This window comes from Rhodococcus sp. USK13 (assembly GCF_018343855.1).
Lineage (GTDB): Bacteria > Actinomycetota > Actinomycetes > Mycobacteriales > Mycobacteriaceae > Rhodococcus_F > Rhodococcus_F oxybenzonivorans.
In genome coordinates this window covers 1,639,236-1,662,971 of sequence record NZ_CP069242.1, presented here as the reverse complement: position 1 = coordinate 1,662,971, position 23,736 = coordinate 1,639,236, and the positions used below count along the sequence as shown (strand labels likewise).

The following is a 23,736-nucleotide window of genomic DNA, read 5'->3' as shown; positions in this document are numbered from 1 at the left end:
TGTGATGAACGGTTCGGGGAGCGGCGACATCGTCCGCACCATGGCTGACCTCGCACGCAGTTTCTCCACGCCTCGCTCGATCGAAGACAGTCTGTCCACCGTGACTGCCGCCGCTGTCGACTTGATGCCGACGGAAGCGTGTGCGGGCATCTTGATGGTCTCCGGGGGCGGGAAGAAGTTCGAGTCGGTTGCCCCGACCTCGGACCTCCTGCCCAAGCTGGACCACGTTCAAGAGGAACTCGGCGAGGGTCCCTGTGTCGCGGCGGCTGTGGCGAACCTGGTGGTCCGCTGTGACGACTTCCGCTCCGACGATCGGTGGCCGAGATTCGCCGCCGCCGCCGTCGACGTGGGTATCTACAGTTCCATCTCCTTCCAGCTGTACACATCCGAGGGCAAGATGGGTGCACTCAATCTCTTCGCCTTCGAACCCCACGCCTTCGGTCTCCAGGAAGAGTCGATGGCCGAGGTTCTCGCGGCCCACGCCGCGTTGGCCCTGATGGCCGCGCGCACCAAGGAACAATTGCAGTCCGCGCTGGTCTCCCGGGACATCATCGGCCAGGCCAAGGGCATGATCATGGAACGATTCGACGTCGACGCCATCCGCGCCTTCGAGATGCTCACGCACCTCTCACAGGAGACGAACACCCGCCTCCACGCCGTCGCGGAGCAAATCGTCGAACGCGGAAAATAGGGCACTCCCCCGGGAATATCCGGGCTACCGCCCTCGTTGAGGCTGTCGACGGTGTCCGACCCAATGCCCCGGGTACCACATTAAATATGTCGCTGCGAGCGACCACTTGCCGAGAGGCGCACTGGCGGGCACCGTCACCTTCCGCCGGGTCAGACCTACAGTGCGTAGCGTGCCCGACGCGAATGCGAAGCCGCTGACACCGACAGGTGCCGGCGGCTTCTCACGTTTCGATGCCTTCACTCTGATCGACAGAAGAGACAGTGGCCTGGGTGCGGCGGCGATGGCACTATCGGTTCTATGCGCAGACACCGGTGGCCGGCGCAGCCACCACCCGCCACCGGCGGGACCGAGGTGCACGGTCCGACAGTCCTCGCCGCCCATCAAGGCCTGACGCTGCAATTGAACGACATCACCGCCTATCCGAGTGGGATGCAATTGCGCCTCGTCCTGACGGCCACGGGGAGATGCGCCGAACTTGCCCACCACGAGACGCGCTCGCTGACCGACCCCGAGGACTACTCCGGACACTGGTCCTATCTGTCCGTGTTCGTCACTGTCGGCGACATCGAAGGGGAAGCAGATCCCTACCACCCGGTGACCAGATCGATCCGCGCGCGTCCTCCGACCGAGTATCGGACGCTGCCGCACTACTGGGTGGGGACCTGCCAGGATTCGGATGCCCTCACCCTGACCGCCGGGTGGGAAGAGGTCGGCCTTCCGCCCACCACCACGACCATCGAGCTGGGACCCAACCCATATCTACCCTCGACCAGCCACTCCGAGTGAGGGCCGTCATTCGACGCATCGAGAACCAAAAGAAATCGCATCAACGCCGCAAACGGCACACGGCCGAACGAACTGCAGGTCACATACCTCGACCGAGGCGACACTTGCTTCTGAAAGGTCGGCCATCACCGCAAAGGCAAGCCCGACGGGTGCACGTCGGGCGCATCGATACCGTATTGTTAGGAGCTTCAAGCCGAGACACCAGCTGTGTAGCAGAGCGCAGACTTGTGTGGCCGGTCGTGGGGCAGTCGCTTCACGATCTTTCACAGAGACGAGACGCCCGTGCCCCTCGCCCATGCTTTCACCAATCGCTACGCAGATGAGCTCATGATGCTCGCTGCGGCCACCCATCGTCCCGCCAGCATCGTCAACATCGGTTGCGGCTACGCCATTCGCATCGATTTCGAGTACCAGCACTATCTCCTCGCCGTCAACGCCGAGGGCGTCCTCGCTGATCAACCAGATGCGGCCGCCCTCTGGCGGGTTGCTCTCTTCAAGGAGAGCGACTCGGCCGAGTCCCCCGACCAACTCATCGTCACCGCCGAGTCCAGTTGGCTCGTGGACGCCTTCGACCTGGCCTTCGCCGAGGTGACAGCCACCGGTCAATGGCCGTCGGCCGACCTCGCGTTCGGCTCCTTCAACCCTGCGGTGACCTGACCGCGCCGATGTCGGCGCGGTGAACCACACGAGCCTCCGCCAGTCGAGCGCCGAGATACGGCGTCACGCCTCGGCGACATTGGGTATCTGGTCCTGGACCACGAAGCTCGCGCGGGTATGGACAGGCGCGCCCGGACGACGGATGTAGGGAACGACGCGGAAGTCGTTGCGCCACAACTGATGGTCCAGCTCGACTCGCACATATCCCCGCTGAGCGTTGAAGAATTTCATGTCGGGATTGGCCGCCAGCAGGCGGCGCCCCGTGTCATTCATGTCGGCGCCGTCGCCACCCGAGGTGATCGACGTGCCCGAGAATTCCGACGCGACGGCAGGTGATTCCGGGTCGGCATAGTCCCGGCGCAGGTCCGCGACGATGTTCTGGTGACGATCGCCGGTGATCACTACCAGATTGCGTACGCCGCGATCCGCTGCGCCGCCGAGAACGGCGTTGCGATCGGCGACGTAACCGTCCCAGGAGTCGGAGGAGAGCACCGCGTCCGAGCCGGGGTCGTTGTCGGTCTCACCCATCGCCACCTGATTGCCGATGATCTGCCAACGCGCCGGTGACCCGGTGAATCCGTCGAGCAGCCAGTCCCGTTGCTGCGCACCCAGTATTGTGCGGTCGGCGTCGAGCCGGTCGGTGCAATTCGCGGTCACGTTACCCCCGCACGCCTGCCGGTCCCGGTATTGCCGGGTATCGAGCATGGTGATGTGCGCGAGATCGCCGAAGCGGTAGCGGCGGTGTAGGCGCATTCCCGGCCCGGAGGGTCGCTGAGCGAGCCGCAGCGGCTGGTGCTCGTAGAACGCCTGGAAGGCGGCGGCCCGGCGCCGACGGAACAGTGCGGAGATTCGATAGATGTCGATGCCCAGTCCCGGCGCCTCCGCGGCCCAGTTGTTGTCGACCTCGTGATCGTCCATGGTCACGATCCAGGGGAACGCAGCATGTGCGTCACGCAGCGGCTGCTCGGCTTTGTACTGTGCGTAGCGCAGCCGGTAGCCGGGCAGATCGACGGCTTCATCGCGGTCGACGCCCATCGACATGCCCTCGCGGCCGCGCCTCCACCCGCGTTCGTAGATGTAGTCGCCCAGGTGGACCACCACATCGAGGTCTTCGTCGCTCAGGTGCTCGTATGCGGTGTAGAAGCCGGAACTCCACGACTGACACGAGGCGAACGCGAACCGCATCCGCGCCGTGGACTGTCCCGAAGCCGGGGCCGTGCGGGTCCGGCCCACCGGGGAGATCGCCGAGCCGGCACGGAATCGGTAGAAGTACCAGCGGGAGGGCTCCAGGCCGTGGATCTCCGGATGCACGCTATGGGCGAGTTCACGCGTCGCAACAGCCGTACCGCGCGTCACCGGGTGTCGAAAGTTCTCGTCGTGCGCGACCTCGTATTCGACGGTCACCGGATCCCAACCCATGCCGCCGCGACCACCCGGGGCAAGGGGATCCGGTGCCAAGCGTGTCCACAAGACGACACCGTCCTCTGTCGGATCTCCGGAGGCCACGCCGAGTCCGAAGGGGTCATCGCCTCGCCACCGCGGCGCAGGCAACCGCTCGCTGCTCACCGCTGACGTGCCCACCAGCACCGCAGCCGAGCCGGCCATACCTACTCGCAGCAACTGCCGACGGGAGAGGCGCATACACCACGGTATATCCGGCGGGGGCGCGGTCGGGCCCCCGATCCGTCATCCGGCCTGCGCCCGCCGATATCGCTACGCTGACACGGTCGGTGCAGTAGACCTTGGGAGGAAGCGGTGGTAGCCGTACAGATACAGGTGGGTGATCTGGTGCAGGCATCCGGTCACGCAGGACCGTGGCTGGTGGTGGAAATCAGCAAGGGCCTCGCGTCACTGCAGCATCCCGACGGACACCGACTGTCGGTCAGGACGACGGCGCTGTCGGTGGTGCACAAGGCAACCAGCCCAACCGGCGAGGTGAAGGCCGGTGACGGTGAACGGACCGGGACGGCCGCCGACGGCGAATCGGCGGGAGACGCACCCACACTCTTCGACTAGGCGCCGCCGGAACCCGGCGGCGCCTGATCGACCGAGGTCGGGCCGAGTATCACCGGCCTAGACGTTGGCGGTGCGCACGATCCGCCGACGCATCGCTTCCAACCCCACGACGATCGCGGCCGCGACCACGACGTGCATCAGTGAGAGTGAGATGGTGCTGGCAGCGTCGAAATCGGCCTGGATGGTCAGGATGATCGTCGCGAGCGCGAGAACGACCCCGATCACCTCTGCGGGACGGATGATGGCCGGCAATTTAACGGAGATGAGCGCGGCGAGTGTCATTCCGATGAGAAGGGGAACGACCGTCATGACGATAACGCCGCCGGGTGCCGCACTGGTGGTCTTCCCCGCATCCGTCATCTCGAACGACGCACCTGCGGGAAGTGCGAGCAACCACAGCACCAGGTTGGGGACGAGTGCGATCACGGCGGTCCAGAGCACGGCGGCGGGACGGCTCAGTTCGAGGGTGAGCGGATTGAACTTCGTGGCGGCGCTCGTCGCGGTGGCCGTGGTTTCGGTGCTCGACATGTTCGTTCTCCTTCGGTGAGATGCTGACTGACCTTGCTGACATGATCTTGCAACCTCAACCTTTGTCGAGGTCAAGGCATGGGCGCCATGGTTCTTCCGTCGAATCTGAAAGGTAGACCCGAGAGCAGCAGAAAACTCATCGGCGACTGCGCGGGCACCCTGCCGCTGGGGGATGATGACGGACATGAATGCCGGTTCCTCGTCCTCCGCGCAGCCCCCTCGGCGCCGCAATCCTCTGGTCGCGCTCGCCCGTTGGCTCGGGACACAGGAGTGGGTCATGCGGCTGGCGCCGGTCATCATCTGGCTCGAATCGCATCTGCGCGCGTGGACGGGCAACCGGGTGAGCCTCATTGGCATCGCTGGATTGCAGTCCGTGCAGGTCACGGTTCCGGGACGCAAGAGCGGCACCCCTCGGACCACCGCGCTTCTGTGCATCCCGCACGGCGACGGGTACATCGTCACCGGTTCGAACTGGGGACGGCCCGAGCATCCGATGTGGTCGGCGAATCTACGGGACGCCCAGCAAGCCCGCGTAAGGGCGGGGTCGCACGAGCGCCGGATGAGCGTCCGGATGGTGACGGGCGAGGAACGCGAGCAGCTGTGGGCGTTCGTCACCGAGTACTGGCCCGGCTACCTTATGGAACACGCGCGGTCGGGCGGACGCGAGTTCCGGATTTTCCTCCTCCAACCCCTCTGACCCAAACCCTCCCGGTAGTTTCGCTGATTGCGGCGTACGATATTGACATTGACGTCAATATCAATCAATACTGTGATCGTGACCACAAGTCAGGTGCAGGAGCGGGCTCGCACTGTGCGGAAGAACAACGACGGACCGCGGCGGCGGGCGCTCATCCGCGCAGCGGGCGCGTGCTTCGCTGAACTCGGCTACGACCGCACCACCGTCGAGGTGATCACCAGTCGCGCCGACGTCTCACGGGCGACGTTCTACGCGTACTTCTCGTCGAGGGACGAAATGTTCCATGCGGTGGCGGCCGAGGTGTGTGAGGAGTTCCTCGAATCCCAGCACGTGGAAGGTCCCGCCAGCGAGGATTTGCGTGAAGTCCTGCACACCACAACCAAGGCCTTCGTCGAGGCGGTGTACGCCAACGGACGTGTCCTCGAGCTGATCGAGCACCGCGCGCGTCTCGATCCGGAGGTCGGCCGAACATGGTCTGCCGTGCAGACACGGCTGATTCGTCGGTACACCCGCTTCATCGAGCGGATCAACGAGAGCTGCGACGTAGTCCCGTGCGCGTCACCGGCACGGATCGCGCAGACACTGGCCGACGCCCAACTTGCCGGTGCCGCCCGGCTCGTCGACGCCACGCCCCGGGAGCGGCGTCGCTACACCTCCGACGTGACCGCCATCTCCGAAAGACTCATCGGCTTCATCTGAGCCGGAAATATCCGCACAGAATCGGGAGTTCGGTATGCCACCTCCACCTTCGAGTGACCATGCGGTGCTGGAAGCAGCCCTCGCCGACCTTCGCGCAATCCAGGATGCCGCCTGGCCACCGCAGGTACCGAAAGCCGTCGATTATCCGATCGAGGATCGAACGGTCGTCGGCTACCTACGCCATTGGGCGACACGGCGTCCGGACACCGTCGCAATCGATTTCTACGGACGCCGAATCACGTACGCGGAGTTCGACGACCTGTCCGATCGGTTCGCTGGTTGGCTGCTCGAACAAGGGGCCACAGCCGGTGACCGCGTCGGCGTGCACCTCGCGAACTGCCCGCAGTTTCACATCGCAATGCTCGGCATACTCAAAATCGGTGGAGTCCATGTGCCGATCAACCCACTCTTCCGCGAACACGAACTGATCTACGAACTCAACGATGCCGGGGTCGAGATCCTGCTGACACAAAACACTTTCGCGCCCATGGTCGAGTCGGTCCGGCGCGACACTCCCTTGCGCCACGTTGCGGTGACATCACTGTCCGACCTGTTGCCGCCCGTACCGAGCGTCCCTCCCCCCTTCCCTGTCGCCGACCCCGCGACCACCGACTGGGCCGAGATCATGGCGTCGCCCCGCGCGGAACCGGTTGCGACCGACCCCGACGCCCTCGCGGTGTTGAACTACACCGGGGGTACCACCGGAATGCCCAAGGGCTGTGAGCACACTCAGTGGCACATGGTCTACACCGCGGCTACCGCGACCGTCGCAGGCGGACGACGAGTCGGTGAGACACCACCGGTCGTTCTAGGTTTCCTTCCCATCTTCTGGATTGCGGGAGAAGATTTCGGAATTCTGTACCCGCTGCTCAACGGCGGCACCGTCGTCCTCCTCACCCGTTGGGATCCGGAAGCCGCGGTGACGCTGATCGAACGATGCCGAGTGACCTCGATGGTCGGGACGGTCGACAATTACGTGGAACTGATGGGTCTTCCCGGATTCGCCGACCGCGATCTGTCGACACTCCACAACGCCATGGCGGTGTCGTTCGTGCTGAAACTCGATCCGGCGATTCGTGCCCGTTGGCGCGACGCCACCGGACACGTGTTGCGAGAAGCCAGCTATGGGATGACCGAAACCCACACCGCCGACACCATCACCCTCGGCTTCCACACCGGCGACTTCGACCTTCTCAGTGAACCGGTGTTCTGCGGGCTCCCGGTACCCGGCACGGACATACTCGTCGTCGATGAGGCAGGCGTACCGGTTCCGATGGGCGAAGCTGGTGAGATCATCGTGCGCAGCCCATCCCTGCTGACCGGTTACTACGGAAAACCCGAGGCCACGGCTGAGGCGCTGCGCGGCGGATGGCTGTGGACCGGTGACATCGGCAAACTCGACGACAGAGGTGCTCTGCACTATCTGGCCCGCAACAAGGAAATGATCAAGACCAACGGTATGAGCGTGTTTCCCTCGGAGGTAGAGGCACTGCTCCTGCTGCACCCCGCCATTCAGTGCGCTGCCGTGGTGCCCAAACCCGACTCGGCGAGAGGTCAGGTTCCTTTCGCTTTCGTCCAACTACTGGCTGATCAGGACGTGTCGGGTGACGAACTTCGAGAGTGGGCAGCCCAGAACATGGCCGGCTACAAGGTGCCCACCGTCGAAGTCCTCGACACTCTGCCCATGACGGCGACAGGAAAGGTCCGTAAGGCCGACCTGTTCACCCTTGCCGAGGAGTACAAGTGACACTGCTCGTCGCCAACCGTGGCGAGATCGCGCTGCGCATCATCCGCTCCGCCGCCGAGATGTCGATCGAGACGGTGGCCGTCTACGCAGAGGACGATGCGGATTGCCCTCACGTGCGGGCCGCGACCGATGCGGCGGCGCTGAGCGGATCGGGCCCGGCCGCCTACCTCGACCACGCCGCACTTCTCGCAGTTGCGGAGAAATTCGGTGCCACCGTGATACATCCGGGGTACGGGTTTCTCAGCGAGAACGCAGAATTCGCCCGCAAGTGCGCACAGGTCGGCGTGAACTTCGTGGGCCCGAGCCCCGACCTGCTCGACGTCTTCGGGAACAAGTCGGCGGCCCGGGATGCAGCCGTCGCGGCGAAGGTGCCGGTGTTGCCGGCAACCAACGGCGCCACCGATCTCGACGGCGTCCGCGCCTTCTTCGCGAGCCGGCCCCAGGGCATCATGATCAAGGCACTTGCCGGTGGCGGTGGCCGCGGAATACGCGCCGTGCACAGCGCCGACCACGTCGACGACGCCTACCGGCTCTGTGCGTCCGAAGCCCAGCTCGGTTTCGGTAACCCCGCCGTATTCGCGGAAGCGCTGCTGACGGGCGCGCGGCACATCGAGGTTCAGGTGGTGGCGGCGCCGTCGTCCGAGGGTGGGCGCGCGCTGGCACTCGGCGATCGTGACTGCAGCGTCCAGCGTCGACATCAGAAGTTGATAGAGATCGCACCGGCACAGGGCCTCGACCCGACGTTGCGCACCGAGCTACACGAGGCGGCCGCCCGCTTGTGCGCCAGTGTGGGGTACCGAGGACTTGCCACCGTCGAGTTCCTCGTCTCTGGCGACGGGTTCTACTTCCTGGAAGTGAACCCGCGAATCCAGGTGGAACACACCGTGACCGAAGAAGTGACCGGTGTCGACCTCGTAGCGACACAGCTAGCGATCGCCGCCGGCACCGATTTCGAGTCGTTGCTCCTCCCCCACGGAATTACCGCCATCGGGCTCGACACCTCCGGTGAGCCTGCCGCGTCCCGGGGTATCGCCGTGCAGGCGAGGGTCAACATGGAGACGATGCGTTCCGACGGGCAGGCCGTTCCCGCCGCCGGCACCCTCACCGTGTTCTCCCCACCGACCGGACCCGGTGTTCGGGTCGATACCTATGGGCAGCCGGGACTCTCCCCGAGCCCGCGTTACGACTCCCTCCTCGCCAAGGTGATCGTCCTCTCCCGCGGACCCGCGTTCTCTGCCGCCGTTCGGAAAGCGGAGGCGGCGCTCGCCGAGTTCGAGATCGAAGGCGTCCCCACCAACATCGCGTTCCTGCGTGCCATCCTCACCGATCCGGATTTCGGAAGCGGGGTCGTAGGCACCGATTATCTCGGCGAGCGAATGAGCAGGCTGGTCGAGGACGCGCAGGCCCAGCAGGGGCCGCACGTTCCGTCCGCCGCCGTCGAGTTGCGGGCCGGCGAAGAAGTGTTGCGGGCGGAGATGGCCGGAACCATCGTCGAAGTGGTCGACGAAGGCCGTAACGTCGACTCGGGCGCCGCGTTGGTGGTACTCGAAGCGATGAAGATGCAACACGCGATCGCCAGTCCCGCGGCCGCGATAGTGGAACGACTGCTGATCGCTCCGGGACAGACTGTGGCTACCGGGGATCCACTTGTCGTCATCCGCCGCACCGGCGCCGATTCAGCCCAGATGGCAGACATTGCCGTCGAGCTGGACGGTGCACGCGAGGATCTGGCCGAGATCCGGCGCCGGCACGAGGTAACCCTCGACGCCGCCCGTCCCGCAGCCATGGCCAAGCGGGCGAAGCTCGGTCGCCGCAGCGCCCGGGCGAACATCGAGGACCTCGTCGACCCCGGCAGTTTCGTCGAATACGGTCCCCTCGTCCTCGCGGCTCAGCGCAGCCGTCGCTCCGAACAGGACCTGATCGACAACACACCGGCAGACGGCCTGGTCGCGGGACTCGCGACCATCAACGGCGACGTGTTCAGCGCGGCTGCGTCGGAGGCGGTGGTGCTGTCGTACGACTACACCGTCCTCGCCGGTACGCAGGGGATGCGCAACCATGCGAAGACCGACCGGGTGATCGGATTGGCTGCGCGTAAACAGATTCCGTTGGTTCTGTTCGCCGAGGGCGGCGGTGGCCGGCCAGGCGATACCGACGCCGGTACCGCGGCCGGACTCGACCTCGACACGTTCCGGTCGCTCGCGGCCCTGAACGGGAAGGTGCCGTTGATCTCGATAGTGTCGGGCCGGTGCTTCGCAGGTAATGCCGCGCTGGCCGGGGTCTGCGACGTCCTCATCGCCACACCCGACGCAAATATCGGCATGGGTGGACCAGCCATGGTGGAGGGCGGCGGGCTGGGTGTGTACCGGCCGGAGGACATCGGACCCGTCGAGGTGCAACGACGCAACGGGGTGATCGACCTCCTTGCCCGGGACGAGGCTCACGCGGTGGAGCTGGCCAAACGGTATCTGTCGTATTTCCAGGGACCGCTTGCACAGTGGTCTGCCCCGGACGAGCGGATTGCCCGGCACGTCGTTCCCGAGAACCGGTTACGCGCGTATGACGTTCGCACTGCCGTCGACGCGATCGCGGACGTCGACTCGGTACTCGAACTGCGACCCGACTACGGGGTCGGCATCCTGACGGCACTGATGCGGGTCGAAGGGCACCCGTACGGAGTGGTCGCCAACAGCAGTCATCACCTGGGCGGCGCCATCGATGCCGTCGCGGCAGACAAGATGGCCGACTTCCTGCGACTGTGCGAGTCGTTCGGTCTTCCGGTGGTCTCTCTCTGCGACACACCGGGATTCATGGTCGGACCGGATTCGGAGAAGGACGCAACCGTACGCCGGTTCGGCGCACTGTTCATCGCGGGCGCGCGAATGACCGTGCCTTACGGCACGATCATCCTGCGCAAGGGCTACGGCCTCGGAGCGATGGCCATGGCGGGCGGATCGTTCCACGCCTCACAGTTCACGGTCGCCTGGCCGACCGGCGAAATCGGGGCTATGGGTTTGGAAGGTGCCGTCCGACTCGGATTCCGGAAGGAACTCGACGCGATCGACGATCCGGCCCAGCGCAATGCGGCGTTCTCTCAGCTGGTCGATGCGGCGTACCAGCAGGGCAAGGCACTGAACGCGGCCACGATCTTCGAACTCGACGATGTGATCGACCCCGCCCAGTCCCGCTCCTGGATCGTGCGCCTCCGCCGCCCGTGAGTACTTGTCAACCGCGCGATGTCAATAAGTACTCACGGGGGCGAAGCCCACGACGGCACGGCCCGAGTAGGACCCGGCCCGCACCTGGTCGATCACCGACACCACCTCGGCGATCGGGACGTCGTGGGTGATCGAGTCGAGGTGCGTCGGCGCCAGATCGGTGGCGAGACGTTTCCACAGGCGGCGGCGCTGCGCGATCGGGTACTGCACCGAATCGATACCGAGCAGGCTGACCCCGCGGAGGATGAACGGCAGCACCGTGGTGTCGAGGCCGGATCCACCGGTGAGTCCGCTGGCCGCCACCGAGCCGCCGTACTCAATGGTGCTGAGCACGTGTGCGAGGGTGGCACCGCCAACGCAATCGACCGCGGCCGCCCACTGCGTTTTGCCCAGCGGGCGAGGCTTGGTGTCGAATTCGGGTAGCCGGCCGATCACCTTGCTCGCACCCAGGCTGGTCAGCAGCTCGGCCTTCTCGGGTTTCCCGCTCGATGCCACCACGTCGAAGCCGGCAGCGGCGAGAAGATCGACGGCAACCGTTCCCACACCGCCGCTCGCGCCGGTGACCAGCACCGGACCGTCGCCCGGTTCGAGTCCGCGGGACAGCAACGCCTCGACGCTCATCGCGGCCGTGAAACCGGCTGTCCCGATCGCGGCCGCGGTCCGGGTCGACATGCCGTCCAGACGCACCACCCAGTCGGCCGGGACCCGGGCGAACTGCGCGTACCCACCGTGGCGGGCGGTACCGATGTCGTACCCGTGCGCGACTACCTTGTCGCCGACCGCGAACTCCGACGACTCCGAGTCGACGACGGTGCCGGCGAGGTCGATGCCGGGCACGATCGGGTATGCGCGTACCACTCCGCCTTTCGGGGTGAGCGCAAGAGCATCCTTGAAGTTCACGCTGGAGTACTCGACCTGAATGGTGACCTCACCCGGCGGGAGAAACGACTCGTCGACCGTGTCGGGGGCGAGTTCGATCGTGCCCTCGTTCTCGCGAGCGATCCAGGCGGTGAAGTCCTTCATCAGTTGATCTCCTGACCTCGAGAATGGTGACGGTTCACTCACGGTACAGAAGCGACAGCGATCGGTCGGCGTCGAACAGTGCCTCGCGGTCGAACGTCGATGTGGACGCGAGAAGCTCATCCGCGCCGGTGCGGGGGAACAGGGAGTCGAGCTGCTCCCGCACCTCGTCCGCCGTTCCGTGGATCGACGACTCGATCGACGCGTCGATCTGTTCACGCATCCGCTGTGTCCACGGCCGATCGCGCAGGACCGAGACCGGTTCGAGGGCCGGAAACTCACCCGTCCGGCCCGACGACGCCAGCGCCCACGCCTCCGGTAGCAGGAGTTCGCGCGCCGCGTCGGTGCTGTCCGCGATCATCACCTCGAGCGAGATCACCACGTACGGCTTTCGGTTCCCCGGTGAGGGCACGAAGTCGTCCCGGTAGCGATCGAGCTCTGGAATCCTGCCCTCGGTAGCGCCCAGTATCGGCCCGCCGACAACTACCGGCAGTCCGGCGCGCGCGGCGAAGTCGAGCCCCCGCCGGGTGGCGAGCACGAACATCGGGGGTGCTGCCTCCGCCCGGGGTCGTGCGGTGACCGGCGCCGCCCCCTCCAGATACCGCCGCAGCTCGTCGAGGTCGTCCGCGAACGTATCGGGTGCAGTGCGGTCGCGGCGCAGAGCGTCACGGACCGGTCTGGTGAATCCCAGTGACCGCCCCACTCCCAGATCGATCCGCCGCGGGTACAGGGCTTCGAGCATCAGGAATTGTTCCGCCACCACGAGCGGCTGATGATTGGGCAGCATTACGCCACCCGATCCCAGCCGAATGCGGTCGGTGCGGGCTCCGATCGCGGCGAGGAGTACCGGCGGGGAGCCACTCGCGATCCCCGGGACCCCGTGATGCTCCGCCACCCAGAACCGGTGGAACCCGAGCTGCTCGGCGTGCACCGCCCTGTCGATCGTCCCCGTCAGCGCAGCGGCATCGGGCACGCCGGCACGCGTGCGGGATCGGTCCAGGATCGACAGCTTCACCCTCGACGCAACCGTCGCTCCGACCCAACTATTTCCCGCAGCTACACCGCGGACACTTGCGAAGACCGGCTGTCGCGCATGCTTCGGGACGTGAGGACGCCGACGAGCAGCACGACTCCCGCAGCCGCGATGAACCAGCCGGTGCGGTGCAGTCCGTCGTCACCGATGATGTGTCCGGCGGTGGCCTGGAGCACCACCGCCGACAGATTCGCACCGATGTATTGGACGGTGCGGTACATCCCGATTGCCGTGCCCACCTCCTCGACCGACGTCACCGAGCTGATCAGATTCTGGTTGCCGATGTTGTTGAAGCCATTCGGTATTCCGAGTACGGCGGCGACGAGCAGCAGCACCACGATCGGTGCGGTACTTCTCTCGACCGAGGCGAGGAGCAGGCCACCCAGCAGCAGCGCACACGTGCCGACGGCGAGTGTCCGCCGGGCGCCGTGCCGCCGGTAGATTCTCGACGCGAGCATCGTCGAGCCGATGCCAACCACTGCGACGGGCAGCATTGTCAGGCCCGCCTCGGTAGCACTCATACCGCGTGAATATTGCAGCCACTGCGGCACTCCGAAGAAAACACAGTAGAACGCCGTATAGGTCAACAGTGTGCGCGCAAGGGTCGCGCCGAGTGCGCGGTTACGGGTGAGCGCCCGGACGTCGATGAACGGTTCCGTCGCCCGCCGTTCCCACTGGACGAATGCGGCGAGAGCGAGCGCCCACACCGGCAGCAGCCACCAGAGCGGTTCCGACGTCGACGACAGCAGGAACAGCATCGTCGAAGACACCAGCACCAGGAACAACAGCACCCCGGCAAGGTCGAGTGAGCGCAGCAACTGCCGGTGACCGACCGACGAACCGCCGACGAACCCGACGTCGGCGAACCGCACAACGGCCAGGGCACTGAAGGCGATGATCGGGAGATTGATCCACATGATCGCCTGCCACCCGAAGGCGCCGACGAGCAGACCACCCAGCGTGGGCCCCAGGGCGACGACCGCCTGACTGCAGATGGCGAGTGTCGTGATCGCGGTACGCGGCTGCGCGTCGTACTTCTCCGCGTAACCCCGGATCATCGTCATGGCATTGGGATACTGTGTGGCAGTTCCAATTCCGACCAGTATTCGTGAGAAGATCAGCCAGCCGACCGACGGCGCCAGCAACCCCGCGATCGACCCCAACGCCACCAGCGCGAGACCGCCCAGATACACCCGCCGAGCGCCGAGCAGCGAACCGAGTTTGCCCGCCATCGGGGCAGTCACGGCGGTCGCGATGTAGAGGGCGGAGATCACCCAGGCTATTCCGGATGAGGGGCCGAACTGTGCGGCGATACCGACGATCGCGATGGCGATCATCGACGAGTTCAGCGGCTGGAGAATACTGCCGGTTGCGACCGAGCCGCTGACCCGGAACGGTACCGAGCGGGCTTTCTGCGGCGGAGTGGCGTCGGTGACCGTCACGGAGTCATCAGTGACTCCTCACGCGAACCCGGCCCCGCAGAGTCGGGAAGCCGGCCCCGATCCGGAACGTCGGCGAGCCGCCTCAGCAAGCGGCCGGCGATGAAGAGTAAGTCACGTTCGGCGTCCGTGCAGGTGTCAGCCAACGCCGCCGACAACCATTCACTGCGTTGGGCCCGGTCGGCGGCCAGCATCCGATGCCCGGACTCGGTGATTGCGATGAGACTGGCGCGCGCGTCCTGTGGGTCCACCGTCCGCGAAACCATGCCCGCGTCTTCGAGCATGGTGACCGTGCGGGCGATGGACTGGGGAGTCACCTGCTCGAGGTCGGCGAGCGTCTTGGCGCTCATCGGTCCTTCTCGATCGAGGTGGGCGAGCGCCTGGAGTTGCGTGGGCGTAAGCAGGTGGCCTGCCCTTTTGGTGCGAATGCGCCTTGTGAACAGCACTATGTCTTCGCGGAGCTGATCTACTCGCTCGTCCATTGCGGCCTCCCTGCTTCAGTGTCATTAGCCAGTCTAGCTGTCTAATGAATCCTCGGCCAGGCGAGTTTTGTCTCGATCAAGCGAAGGGATATGGGACAGTTACACAGCAAACCTGGATAATTCAGGCTGAGACCGGCATGCGGCCGGTCCACCGCTTCAAGGCCACTCGCCACCCATCGGACGCACTGTCGCCCGCCCACGCGATGTACCCGTCGGGCCGCACGAGCAACGCGGGTCCGTCGCCGAGCCGGGTCACGGCGTGAACCCCGGAAGGCACGGGCACGTCCCGCTCGGCTATCAGGACGAAACCGCCGGAGCGCAGTACCTCGTGCAACCTGCCGGCGGCAGTCGGAATGTCCTCGGCCCGCCTGCCCACCAGTTCGCTGTCGCCGGTTCGGTGCTCGTACCGGATCCCGATACCCGAAAACGTCCCGGCGACAGCACCACCGGTCGGCGGAAACCGCAGAAGAGTCGCGACCACCACATTCCGGATCTTCCGCAGCACCCACGGCCGGAGCGTCATCATTCGCATCGTGGTGCCGCTGGTCCGGAGAACCATCCTTCCTACCGGATGCCGTTCGGCGTGATAGGTGTCGAGCACGGAGTCGTCCGCCCCGCCGAGCACCGCGGCGAGCTTCCATCCGAGGTTGGCGGCGTCCTGTATGCCGGTGTTCATCCCCTGCCCACCGGCGGGTGAGTGCACGTGCGCAGCGTCGCCGGCAAGAAACACTCGCCCCGTCCGGTACTGCGGGACCTGCCGTTCGTCGCTGTGGAACCGCGACTGCCATTGCACCGCACCGAGGCCGTGGTCCGTACCCATGGCGCTCTCGATGACGTCGCGCAATTCGGCCCGGTCCACCGGAGCGCTGTCGTCCACCTGATGTCGCCGGTTCCAGGCGATCACCCGGAAGAGGTTGCCGCCGTATGGGGCGAGGAAGGCGAATCCGTCGCGCACCGCGTTGACGGTCACGATGCTGTCGGGCGGATTCCGGAGTTCGACGTCGGCGAGCATGATCGAACGGAGCACCGCCTTTCCGGGAAACGGCTGACCGATCATCTGCCGCACCGCACTGTGTGCGCCGTCGGCCCCCACCGCGTACGCCGCGCGAAACGCGTGTTCCACTCCCGACGTGTCCCGCCCGCGCACTGTGACACCGTCGCCGTCCTGCTGCACCCCGATCACGGTGATGCCGCGGATGATCTCGGCACCCTGTTCACGGGCGTGCCGCTCGAGGAGGGAATCGACATTTCGCTGGGGAGTGATGAGTACGAATGGGAACCGTGACGGAAGGCCGGCGAGATTCAATTCCGCACCTCGCCACATCTTCAACCCCGGAGACGGCGCGCCCGAGGCGACCAGCTCGTCAGCGAGTCCACGTGCGTCCAGCAACTCCAGGGTGCGGGCATGAACACCGAATGCCCGACTGAGCGGTGAGGGTACCGGCCGCTTGTCCAGAACGGTCACCGATCTCCCTGCGGCTGCCAACTCCCCGGCAAGCATGCATCCGGTGGGCCCTGCGCCGATCACCACGACGTCGGTGTTCTTCATGACGGTCCTCCGATCGAGCTCCGAGTCAACGCCTGTTGACTTCTACGGTAAGCGCCTTCGATCGCCAAGTCAACAACTGTTGACTACACTCGGAGAATGCCCGAACGACGTACCCGCTCCGCTGTCGCCACCCGCGCCGCGATCCTCGATGCCGCCCGCGCCCGGTTCGGTGCCGAAGGCTACGACCGCACGACGATGCGGGCTGTCGCGTCGGATGTCGGCGTCGATCCCGCCCTGGTGATCCGCTATTTCACCAACAAGGAATCGTTGTTCGCGGAGGCGGCCGAGTTCGAACTCCACCTTCCCGACCTCCACGACGTGCCGGTCGACTCACTCGCCACCGTGCTGATGCCGAGATTTTTCGCCGTGTGGGAGAACGACGGCGCGTTCCTCCCGCTGCTACGGGCGGCGTCCACCAGCACTCGGGCCGCCGAGACGATGCTCCAAGTGTTCGCCCGGCAGGTGGCCCCGGCACTCGCGGCGGTCGCGGTGGATCGGGCGGCGGAACGCGCGGCCCTGGTGGGATCGCAGATCCTCGGACTTGCGTTCGCGCGCTATATTCTTCGTGTTCCACCGCTGGCGGAGATGACACATGAGCAGTTGGCGCGGTGGGTCGGGCCAGTCCTCGAGCACTACTTGACCGCCCCGCATCTGCGAGACTGAAGACGAATGAGGGTCCCGCGGACGCAGCGACAGGCGGGCAACGCAACCGACTAGGAGGCGCTCGTGAGGTCACCGTCCGGGGAATGTGTCCAGCAGCTGAAAGCGATTGTGCCCGATCGGGTGCATCTCCCGGATTCGCCCTCCTACCGAAATGCGCTCGGGCGAGTCTTCTTTCCCGACGCCGCGAGACGGCGTCCAGCCTGTGTGGTGCAGCCGGTTTCCGCTGCGGAGGTCGCGACGGTCATGGCCATCGCGCACCGAACGGGTGGTGCGATCACCGTGCGGGGCGGCGGTCTCAGTTCCAACTGCGTTGCCGACGGTGCCGTCATGCTCGACCTCTCCGCACACCTTCATACCGCCCGCCTGGAGGGTGATCGCGTCGTGGTCGCGGGCGGCGCCACCATGGGAACGATGCTCGACGCCCTCGCGCCCGCCGACCGTGTGGTGCCGGTCGGCATCGTCCGGCACGCCGGCTTCGGGCTCGCCACTCGTGGTGGCTTCGGCTACCTCACCCGCAGCCTGGGCCTGACGCTCGATCATCTCGTCGAGGTCGAACTCGTTCTCCCCTCCGGTGAGATTCTTCAGCTGTCCGAGGCCAGTACCGGCGATGATGCCGATCTGTGGTGGGCGGTGCGAGGATGTGCGCCCTGCTTCGGCGTCGTCACCTCAGCGGTGTTGCGCACCCATCGGGCGGGCCCGGTATGGGTCGACCGAATGATGCTGGGACTCGACGCCCTCGCCACCTACTTCCGTGTGGCACGGGAGCTTCCGCGCGACACCACCATGGGCGCCGTCCTCGGTTACAGCGACGAGTCAACCGACGAGCCGGTCTTGTTCGTTTACACCGCCTGCGCGAGCCGGGACGAGACCACCATCGCCCGCGCCCGCACCTCGGCGTCCGGCGTGGCCGCGGCGTCGACGAACGTGCTCTACCGCTCGGAGATGTCCGGTCGATACCTCGACGGTTTACCCGAGTTCACCCCGCCCGGTCTCGGCGGACGAGAACCCGAGCCGATCCGTCTGCCGGTACCGGGCGAGCCGCGCGGATCATTCTTCGGCAAAGCGGTTTTCACCGGTACGACCCTCGATTCCGACATCGCCGAGGCGCTGGCCGCTCAGATCCGCGGTGCTCCGACCCGTCAGTGCCGTATCGACTTCCAACACAGCGGCGGTGCCCTCGCCGACGTGGACGACACCGACACCGCGTTCTGGGGCCGCACCGGCGAATGGAATGTCCCCCTCAACGCGGTCTGGTCCGACCCCTACGACGGCGCCGCCTGCCTGGCGTGGGCAGGCGGTGCGCTCGACGCCCTCGCACCGCACACGATCGGCGTCTACAGCGTGGAAGTGCGGCCGGGGTTCCCCGAGACCGGCGTCGAGATCAGCGCGGCCTACGGAGGAAACCTCCGGCGACTCCGGACGCTGCGACAAACCCACGATCCGCGTGGAGTGCTTGCGCATTATCCGCTCTGAGCTGTGGAAGTGCCGCAGTCATCTACGGCAGCCACCCTGTCGAAACGTGCTGCGAGGAAATCGATCGCGCCTTCGGCACCGGTGATCAACATAGTGTTGTGGCTTCCGCCTGGGGGACGCATCACCTGCACGGTTGCGCCCGCGGCACAGGATTGACGGACGAACTCGTCGTGGACCGCGACGGGCACCAACTCGTCCTCTTCCGCGTGATAGCTGTAGATCGGTGCGCTCGTCCCGACCGCGGTCGGACTGTTCACGGCCAGGGCGTCGCGCAGCGCGGGAAGGTCGAAGGGCCGAGGGTCGATCGTGTAATCGCGAAGCGACCGGAATGCATGTGTCGCAATCAGTTCGACGGTGCACGCTGCGCTACTTGCCTGCATTGCCGCCCGACCCTCGGGGCTGAACAATTCGCCCAGTCGCTTCTCGGGATATGCGCGGTCGATACCGGTCACTCCGCCGAAGGTGAGACCGAAACCGTACCCACCGTCGACGTTCCGCATTGTCGCTTCGAGATCGGCCGGTAATCCACCCAAAGCCAGTGCGTCGACGCCCAATTCGGGAGCATGGAACTGCTGTAGCTGGGCAGCCCAGGCCGTGGCGAAGGCACCCCCGGAGTAACCCCACAGCCCCGTCGGCGCGTTCACGTCCAGTCCTGCCGGCTCGAAATTACGAGCAGCGCGGACCCCGTCGAGAACTGCGTAGCCGGCTTGCGGACCCGCGAGGAACTCCGACTCCGGGCCCTCGTAGTCGGCGGTGACGACGGCCCACCCGCGCGACAACAGGTGGGCGATCATGACCGTCTCGGAAGCTGCGTTCGACGTCGCCGCCCCAAGACCCGCAGTCAGCGCATAGGACGGTGCACACCGAGATCCGAGACTGTCCTCCGCAGTCTGATACGAGACGAGGGGGCGGGGCCCGTCGCCCCTCCACGGCGTTCTCGGTACCAGCACCGTGGCGACGTCGGCCACAGGTTCTCGGTGCGAGTCGAGCGACTTGTAGAGCAGCTGCCAGGAATCTACTGGGAGTGGCACACTCAGGGCTGTCGCGGTCACCGGTCGCGACCGCAGGATCGTCCCGTCCGGCCGCGCTTCATAGCCGGCTGGAGCTCCGTAGAACGGATCCCCGGACGGCACCGGCATGTCGGCGGCCGCAGGACCGGCGACTCCGACCACGCCGCTACTCAGCGACGTCACCAAGGCAAGACACACGAGCCACCCCGCTATGCGCATGGAAAACATGCTACCGTGCGAATGGTACGACCGAAAGGACTTTCAGTGGATGCCGTGGTACTACGCGAATTCGGGGAGCCCGACGTCCTGCGACTCGAGTCGGTCTCCGATCCTGCCCCGAGCCCGGGCTGGGTCACCGTCCGCCTGAAGGCGGCCGCACTCAACTGGCATGACGTGCTCGTCCGCCAGGGTAGGTATTCGTCACCCCTGCCGCACGTACTCGGCGCCGACGGCGCAGGCGTGCGCACCGACACGGGCGAAGAAGTTCTCGTCCTCCCGTCGCTGTGGTGGGGCGATCGAGAGGCCGCACCCAGCGCACAGTGGGAGATTCTCGGTGATCACCAGCGAGGCACGTATGCCGAGTCGGTACGAGTTCCCGAAGGATGCGTCGCCCCCAAACCACATGGCCTCAGCTGGGAGCAGGCCGCTGCGCTACCTCTGGTCGGACTCACCACCTATCGCGCCCTGTTCACGCGCGGGCGTCTGCGGGCCGGTGAGAACCTCTTGGTTCTGGGCGCCGGCGGCGGCGTCGCGACCATGGCCGTCATGCTGGCGTCGGCCGTCGGCGCAAACGTGACCGTCACATCGTCGTCAGCCGACAAGATCGCGCAGGCGCAGGAACTCGGTGCGGCCAACGGGGTGCTCTACACCGACTCGGAATGGCCGGCGGAGGCTCGCAGCCTCACTCCGAACGGGCAGGGTTTCGACCTCGTCCTGGACTCGGTGGGGACTTGGGAACCGTCCATCGCAGCACTGCGACCAGGTGGCCGGTTGGTCGTGCTGGGCGCGTCGCGGAGCGAGCACGCCACCCTCGACGTCCGCCGCTTCTACTTCGGCCAGTACGAACTGATCGGAACCACGATGGGCAGCCCCCGGGACTTCACGGGGCTACTGACCCTTCTGGACACCGAAACTGTCCCGCCCGTACCCATCAGCGCGGCGTTTCCGCTCGCCGAAGCAGCCGCGGCACACAAGTACCTGGAACAGGGAGGCGGGTTCGGAAAGGTCGTCCTCACGCACTGCTGACCGCCGTTTACTATCTACCTCGACGCGGTTCGGTGACGACGAGAGGACGCCCAGTGGCGAGTGAACTCCCGATGTCGGCCGGCGATCATCGACACGACGTGGTCGACTGGATGCGAGCCGAATGGTCCGAGCGGCGGGATTCGGCCGACCTCGAATTCGGAACCACGATGGCGCTGTTCCGTGCCCATCAGTGGGTGGTGCGTGCCATGGACCAGGAACTGCGCTCACTTCGTCTGTCCCGCAATGCCTATCTCATTCTGATGTCGTTGCAGCTGTCAGAGCAGCGAACCCGTACGCTCGGCAAATTGAGCAAGTACCTCATGGTCCACCCCACCACCGTGTCGATGGCGGTCGACCAACTCGTGAAAGCGGGCTTCGTCGAACGTCACGCCCACGCGACAGATCGCCGCACCGTTCTCGCAACCCTCACCCCCGCCGGCCTCGAGGTGGTCGAAGACGCGAATGATCGCCTTGCTGCGGTGCGCTTCGGACTTGCGTCGGTCGACACCGAGACACTGGAAGCCTTGATCGAACAATTGCAACAGGTACGTCGCGCGGTCGGCGACGTCGAGACCGGGCTCTGAGCTACCGGACACGCTCTCGCGCAGTACGTCTACCCGGCACACCCCCTGCATTATCTACCCGGAACACCCCTTGCACCGCGAGCTTTGACGCCCTACTATTCAAACCTAGAATAGTTTCCTGCGGCGAGGAGCAGCCGTCCGGCCTCCTGCACGACAGCGCTCCCTCGCCGTGATCATCGATCCAAGCCACGCACAGGAGCACACTCCGATGGTTTCATTTGCATTCACCGACGAACACGAAGAGTTCCGAAAGACGTTGACCTCGTTCAGCGACCGAGTCCTACTTCCCGGCTATCGCGACCGCGCAGCGTCGACGGACTTCCCCTTCGACATTATGAAGAAAATCGGCGACCTCGGCTTGCTCGGCATCGGCCTGCCCGAAGAGTACGGCGGCACGGGTACCGAAGACCCTGTACTTCTCGGGATCGCCACCGAGACCCTCGCCTACGGTGACGTGAACATGGCATCCGCACCCGTCCAGATCGGCCTGGTCGCCTCCCAACTGGCGCTGTGCCGGGACGAGATCCAGGAGCGTTATCTTCCTCCGCTCATCAGTGGCGAGCAGACCATTGCCATCGCCCTCACCGAACCCGGGTCCGGGTCCGACGCAAGTGCGTTGGCTACCACCGCAACACCAGTCGAGGGCGGCTGGCGTCTCAATGGCGAGAAGACTGCAATTTCCTGGGCGATGAACGCCACCGCGGCGCTGGTCTACGCGCGAGAGCCCGGATCCAGCCGATCCCGAGGTGTCAGTTGCTTCGTCGTGCCGCTCGACGCGGAGGGCGTCAGTGTCAGTCACATGCCGGGCATGGGCTGCCTGCCTCTGGGCTGGGGAAGTATTCATCTGTCGGACGTGTTCATTCCGGAGTCCCACCTCGTCGGCGAACTCGGCAAGGGTTTTCACTCGGTCATGGATCACTTCGACTTCAGCCGAGCCGCCCTCGGACTGATGTGCCTCGGCGCAGCGAAACAGAGCCTGGAGGAAGCCGCCGCGTACGCACAGCAACGGGAGACGTTCGGGCAACCACTCTCCGAACACCAGGGGCTTGCGTTTCAATTCGCTGAACACGCAACGTACCTCGAAGGCGCACGATGGATTTGCTACCGGGCACTGTGGCTCCGCGAGACCGCCCAACCCCACACGGCGCTGGCGTCGATGAGTAAGTGGTGGCCGCCCGTTGTAGCAAAGAACGCAATCGAGTTCGCCATGCGCGTACACGGAAACCTCGGGTACTCCACCGAATCGCCTCTGCAGCAGCGGTACCGCGATGTCACTGCCTACCTCGTGGCGGACGGCACGGCCGAGATCCAGAAGCGCATCATCGCGAAGGACATCTTCGCCCGCGGCACAGTTTCCCTCTGACATCCTTCGAACGGAGTACACCAATGGGTACGCATGAAATCGCGCCACCGAAAGAGCTGAAGGACAGTAGTGGCCTGATCGTGGGCGGTACCGCCGGGATCGGGCTCGCAACCGCCGTGGGCCTCGCCCAGGCCGGCGCACCCCGCATCATGGTCGTCGGACGCAATCCGGAACGCGGACAGATCGCCGCCGAACGTATCTCGTCCGTCAACTCGTCGTGTGAAGTGACCTTCCTGTCAGCCGACGCAACCACCGTCGACGGCGCCGCCCATATCGCATCCGAAGCCGAGCGGATCCTCGACGGCGTCGATATCCTCGTTTCCACGACGGCCGCCGACACCCGGCCGGAACTGTTTGCGAACATTCCTACCGACGACATCGCGCGCATCTTCGATCAACTCGCGTTGCCGTGCATGTATCTCGCGAGCGAAATCGTTCCCCACATGACGGTGCGGAAGGGTGGCGTCATCATCAACGTCGCATCGGACGCAGCCAAGACCGCGACACCGGGCGAGTCCGTTATCGGAGCGGCGAAGGCGGCGATCGTCATGTTCACTCGCACCCTCGCCATCGAGGCAAAGCGCAATGGAATCCGGGTGAATGTCCTGACGCCGTCGCTGGTCGCGGGCACCGGGTCGACCGAACGCATCACCTCCGACGGATTCAGTGCGAAGTTGTTCGCCAAGGCAGCGCAGCAGGCGCATCTGGGCGTCCCAGAATCCGAAGACTTGGCTGCGCTGGCCGTCTTCCTCGCTTCCCCCGCCGCACGTCGGCTGACCGGCCAGGCGATCAGCGTCAACGGGGGAATCTCCGCGGCCTGAGATCTGCCTCCGAAT

Annotated in this window: 22 protein-coding genes; 14 read left to right on the top strand and 8 right to left on the bottom strand. The window is 65.6% G+C overall.

The annotated features are described in order from the left end of the window. Positions 1 to 4 precede the first annotated feature (4 nt). From JQT59_RS10480 to JQT59_RS10470, 3 genes are all read left to right on the top strand, one after another. Positions 5 to 691, top strand: coding sequence for a GAF and ANTAR domain-containing protein (locus JQT59_RS10480; RefSeq protein ID WP_213576078.1), 687 nt, complete (start codon positions 5 to 7; stop codon positions 689 to 691). 297 nt (positions 692 to 988) lie between these two features. Beyond that, positions 989 to 1,477, top strand: coding sequence for a hypothetical protein (locus JQT59_RS10475; protein WP_213576077.1), 489 nt, complete (start codon positions 989 to 991; stop codon positions 1,475 to 1,477). A 282-nt stretch (positions 1,478 to 1,759) separates the two neighbouring features. Further along, a complete protein-coding gene (locus JQT59_RS10470; protein WP_249354338.1) occupies positions 1,760 to 2,134 on the top strand; it encodes a hypothetical protein in 375 nt (124 codons plus the stop codon). 63 nt (positions 2,135 to 2,197) lie between these two features. On the opposite strand, the gene JQT59_RS10465 is transcribed toward JQT59_RS10470, so the two are convergent. Continuing rightward, positions 2,198 to 3,775: an alkaline phosphatase D family protein gene (locus JQT59_RS10465; protein ID WP_213576076.1), complete on the bottom strand. Its 1,578-nt coding sequence runs from the start codon at positions 3,773 to 3,775 to the stop codon at positions 2,198 to 2,200. A 114-nt stretch (positions 3,776 to 3,889) separates the two neighbouring features. Between JQT59_RS10465 and JQT59_RS10460 the strand changes: the two genes are divergently transcribed. After that, complete coding sequence (locus JQT59_RS10460) at positions 3,890 to 4,150, top strand: hypothetical protein (RefSeq protein WP_213576075.1); 261 nt, start codon at positions 3,890 to 3,892, stop codon at positions 4,148 to 4,150. Between the two features lie 57 nt (positions 4,151 to 4,207). Here the strand turns inward: JQT59_RS10460 and JQT59_RS10455 are convergent, their stop codons facing one another. Beyond that, a complete protein-coding gene (locus tag JQT59_RS10455) occupies positions 4,208 to 4,678 on the bottom strand; it encodes a DUF6069 family protein (protein WP_213576074.1) in 471 nt (156 codons plus the stop codon). Between the two features lie 184 nt (positions 4,679 to 4,862). Between JQT59_RS10455 and JQT59_RS10450 the strand changes: the two genes are divergently transcribed. The 4 genes from JQT59_RS10450 to JQT59_RS10435 all read left to right on the top strand — a co-directional run bounded on the left by JQT59_RS10450 (position 4,863) and on the right by JQT59_RS10435 (position 11,039). Then, the gene (locus JQT59_RS10450; RefSeq protein WP_249354336.1) at positions 4,863 to 5,375 is read left to right on the top strand and encodes a nitroreductase family deazaflavin-dependent oxidoreductase; all 513 of its coding nucleotides are present in this window, start codon (positions 4,863 to 4,865) and stop codon (positions 5,373 to 5,375) included. A gap of 72 nt (positions 5,376 to 5,447) precedes the next feature. Then, a complete protein-coding gene (locus JQT59_RS10445) occupies positions 5,448 to 6,074 on the top strand; it encodes a TetR/AcrR family transcriptional regulator (protein ID WP_213577620.1) in 627 nt (208 codons plus the stop codon). A gap of 34 nt (positions 6,075 to 6,108) precedes the next feature. Further along, complete coding sequence (locus JQT59_RS10440) at positions 6,109 to 7,821, top strand: AMP-binding protein (RefSeq protein WP_213576073.1); 1,713 nt, start codon at positions 6,109 to 6,111, stop codon at positions 7,819 to 7,821. Beyond that, on the top strand, positions 7,818 to 11,039 hold the full coding sequence (locus tag JQT59_RS10435; RefSeq protein WP_213576072.1) for an acetyl-CoA carboxylase family protein: 3,222 nt from the start codon (positions 7,818 to 7,820) through the stop codon (positions 11,037 to 11,039). The genes JQT59_RS10440 and JQT59_RS10435 overlap by 4 nt, the downstream gene beginning before the upstream one ends. Positions 11,040 to 11,060: 21 nt before the next feature. On the opposite strand, the gene JQT59_RS10430 is transcribed toward JQT59_RS10435, so the two are convergent. From JQT59_RS10430 to JQT59_RS10410, 5 genes are all read right to left on the bottom strand, one after another. Continuing rightward, a complete protein-coding gene (locus JQT59_RS10430; protein WP_213576071.1) occupies positions 11,061 to 12,062 on the bottom strand; it encodes an MDR family oxidoreductase in 1,002 nt (333 codons plus the stop codon). Between the two features lie 34 nt (positions 12,063 to 12,096). Next, positions 12,097 to 13,074 (bottom strand): LLM class flavin-dependent oxidoreductase, encoded by a 978-nt coding sequence (locus tag JQT59_RS10425; protein ID WP_213576070.1) that lies wholly within the window; start codon positions 13,072 to 13,074, stop codon positions 12,097 to 12,099. Between the two features lie 41 nt (positions 13,075 to 13,115). Continuing rightward, positions 13,116 to 14,534, bottom strand: coding sequence for an MFS transporter (locus JQT59_RS10420; protein WP_213576069.1), 1,419 nt, complete (start codon positions 14,532 to 14,534; stop codon positions 13,116 to 13,118). After that, positions 14,531 to 15,013, bottom strand: a complete 483-nt coding sequence (locus tag JQT59_RS10415) for a MarR family winged helix-turn-helix transcriptional regulator (RefSeq protein WP_213576068.1) — start codon at positions 15,011 to 15,013, stop codon at positions 14,531 to 14,533. Before JQT59_RS10415 ends, JQT59_RS10420 begins: the two co-directional genes overlap by 4 nt. Positions 15,014 to 15,134: 121 nt before the next feature. Next, positions 15,135 to 16,562, bottom strand: coding sequence for an FAD-dependent oxidoreductase (locus JQT59_RS10410; RefSeq protein ID WP_213576067.1), 1,428 nt, complete (start codon positions 16,560 to 16,562; stop codon positions 15,135 to 15,137). A 96-nt stretch (positions 16,563 to 16,658) separates the two neighbouring features. On the opposite strand from JQT59_RS10410, the gene JQT59_RS10405 reads away from it, so the two are divergent. Together JQT59_RS10405 and JQT59_RS10400 are read left to right on the top strand one after the other, a co-directional pair. Next, positions 16,659 to 17,225, top strand: a complete 567-nt coding sequence (locus JQT59_RS10405; protein ID WP_213576066.1) for a TetR/AcrR family transcriptional regulator — start codon at positions 16,659 to 16,661, stop codon at positions 17,223 to 17,225. A 63-nt stretch (positions 17,226 to 17,288) separates the two neighbouring features. Beyond that, entirely contained in the window at positions 17,289 to 18,698 is a 1,410-nt protein-coding gene (locus JQT59_RS10400; protein WP_213576065.1) for an FAD-binding oxidoreductase, read from the top strand. On the opposite strand, the gene JQT59_RS10395 is transcribed toward JQT59_RS10400, so the two are convergent. Further along, entirely contained in the window at positions 18,686 to 19,927 is a 1,242-nt protein-coding gene (locus JQT59_RS10395) for a lipase family protein (RefSeq protein ID WP_213576064.1), read from the bottom strand. The two genes, JQT59_RS10400 and JQT59_RS10395, sit on opposite strands and share 13 nt — an antisense overlap. 45 nt (positions 19,928 to 19,972) lie before the next feature. Between JQT59_RS10395 and JQT59_RS10390 the strand changes: the two genes are divergently transcribed. The 4 genes from JQT59_RS10390 (at position 19,973) to JQT59_RS10375 (ending at position 23,721) form a co-directional block, all read left to right on the top strand. Further along, positions 19,973 to 20,953: a quinone oxidoreductase family protein gene (locus JQT59_RS10390; protein ID WP_213576063.1), complete on the top strand. Its 981-nt coding sequence runs from the start codon at positions 19,973 to 19,975 to the stop codon at positions 20,951 to 20,953. Positions 20,954 to 21,006: 53 nt separating this feature from the next. Beyond that, positions 21,007 to 21,537: a MarR family winged helix-turn-helix transcriptional regulator gene (locus JQT59_RS10385; RefSeq protein ID WP_213576062.1), complete on the top strand. Its 531-nt coding sequence runs from the start codon at positions 21,007 to 21,009 to the stop codon at positions 21,535 to 21,537. Positions 21,538 to 21,745: 208 nt separating this feature from the next. Then, complete coding sequence (locus JQT59_RS10380) at positions 21,746 to 22,900, top strand: acyl-CoA dehydrogenase family protein (RefSeq protein ID WP_213576061.1); 1,155 nt, start codon at positions 21,746 to 21,748, stop codon at positions 22,898 to 22,900. 23 nt (positions 22,901 to 22,923) lie between these two features. Next, positions 22,924 to 23,721, top strand: a complete 798-nt coding sequence (locus tag JQT59_RS10375) for an SDR family NAD(P)-dependent oxidoreductase (RefSeq protein WP_213576060.1) — start codon at positions 22,924 to 22,926, stop codon at positions 23,719 to 23,721. Positions 23,722 to 23,736 lie beyond the last annotated feature (15 nt).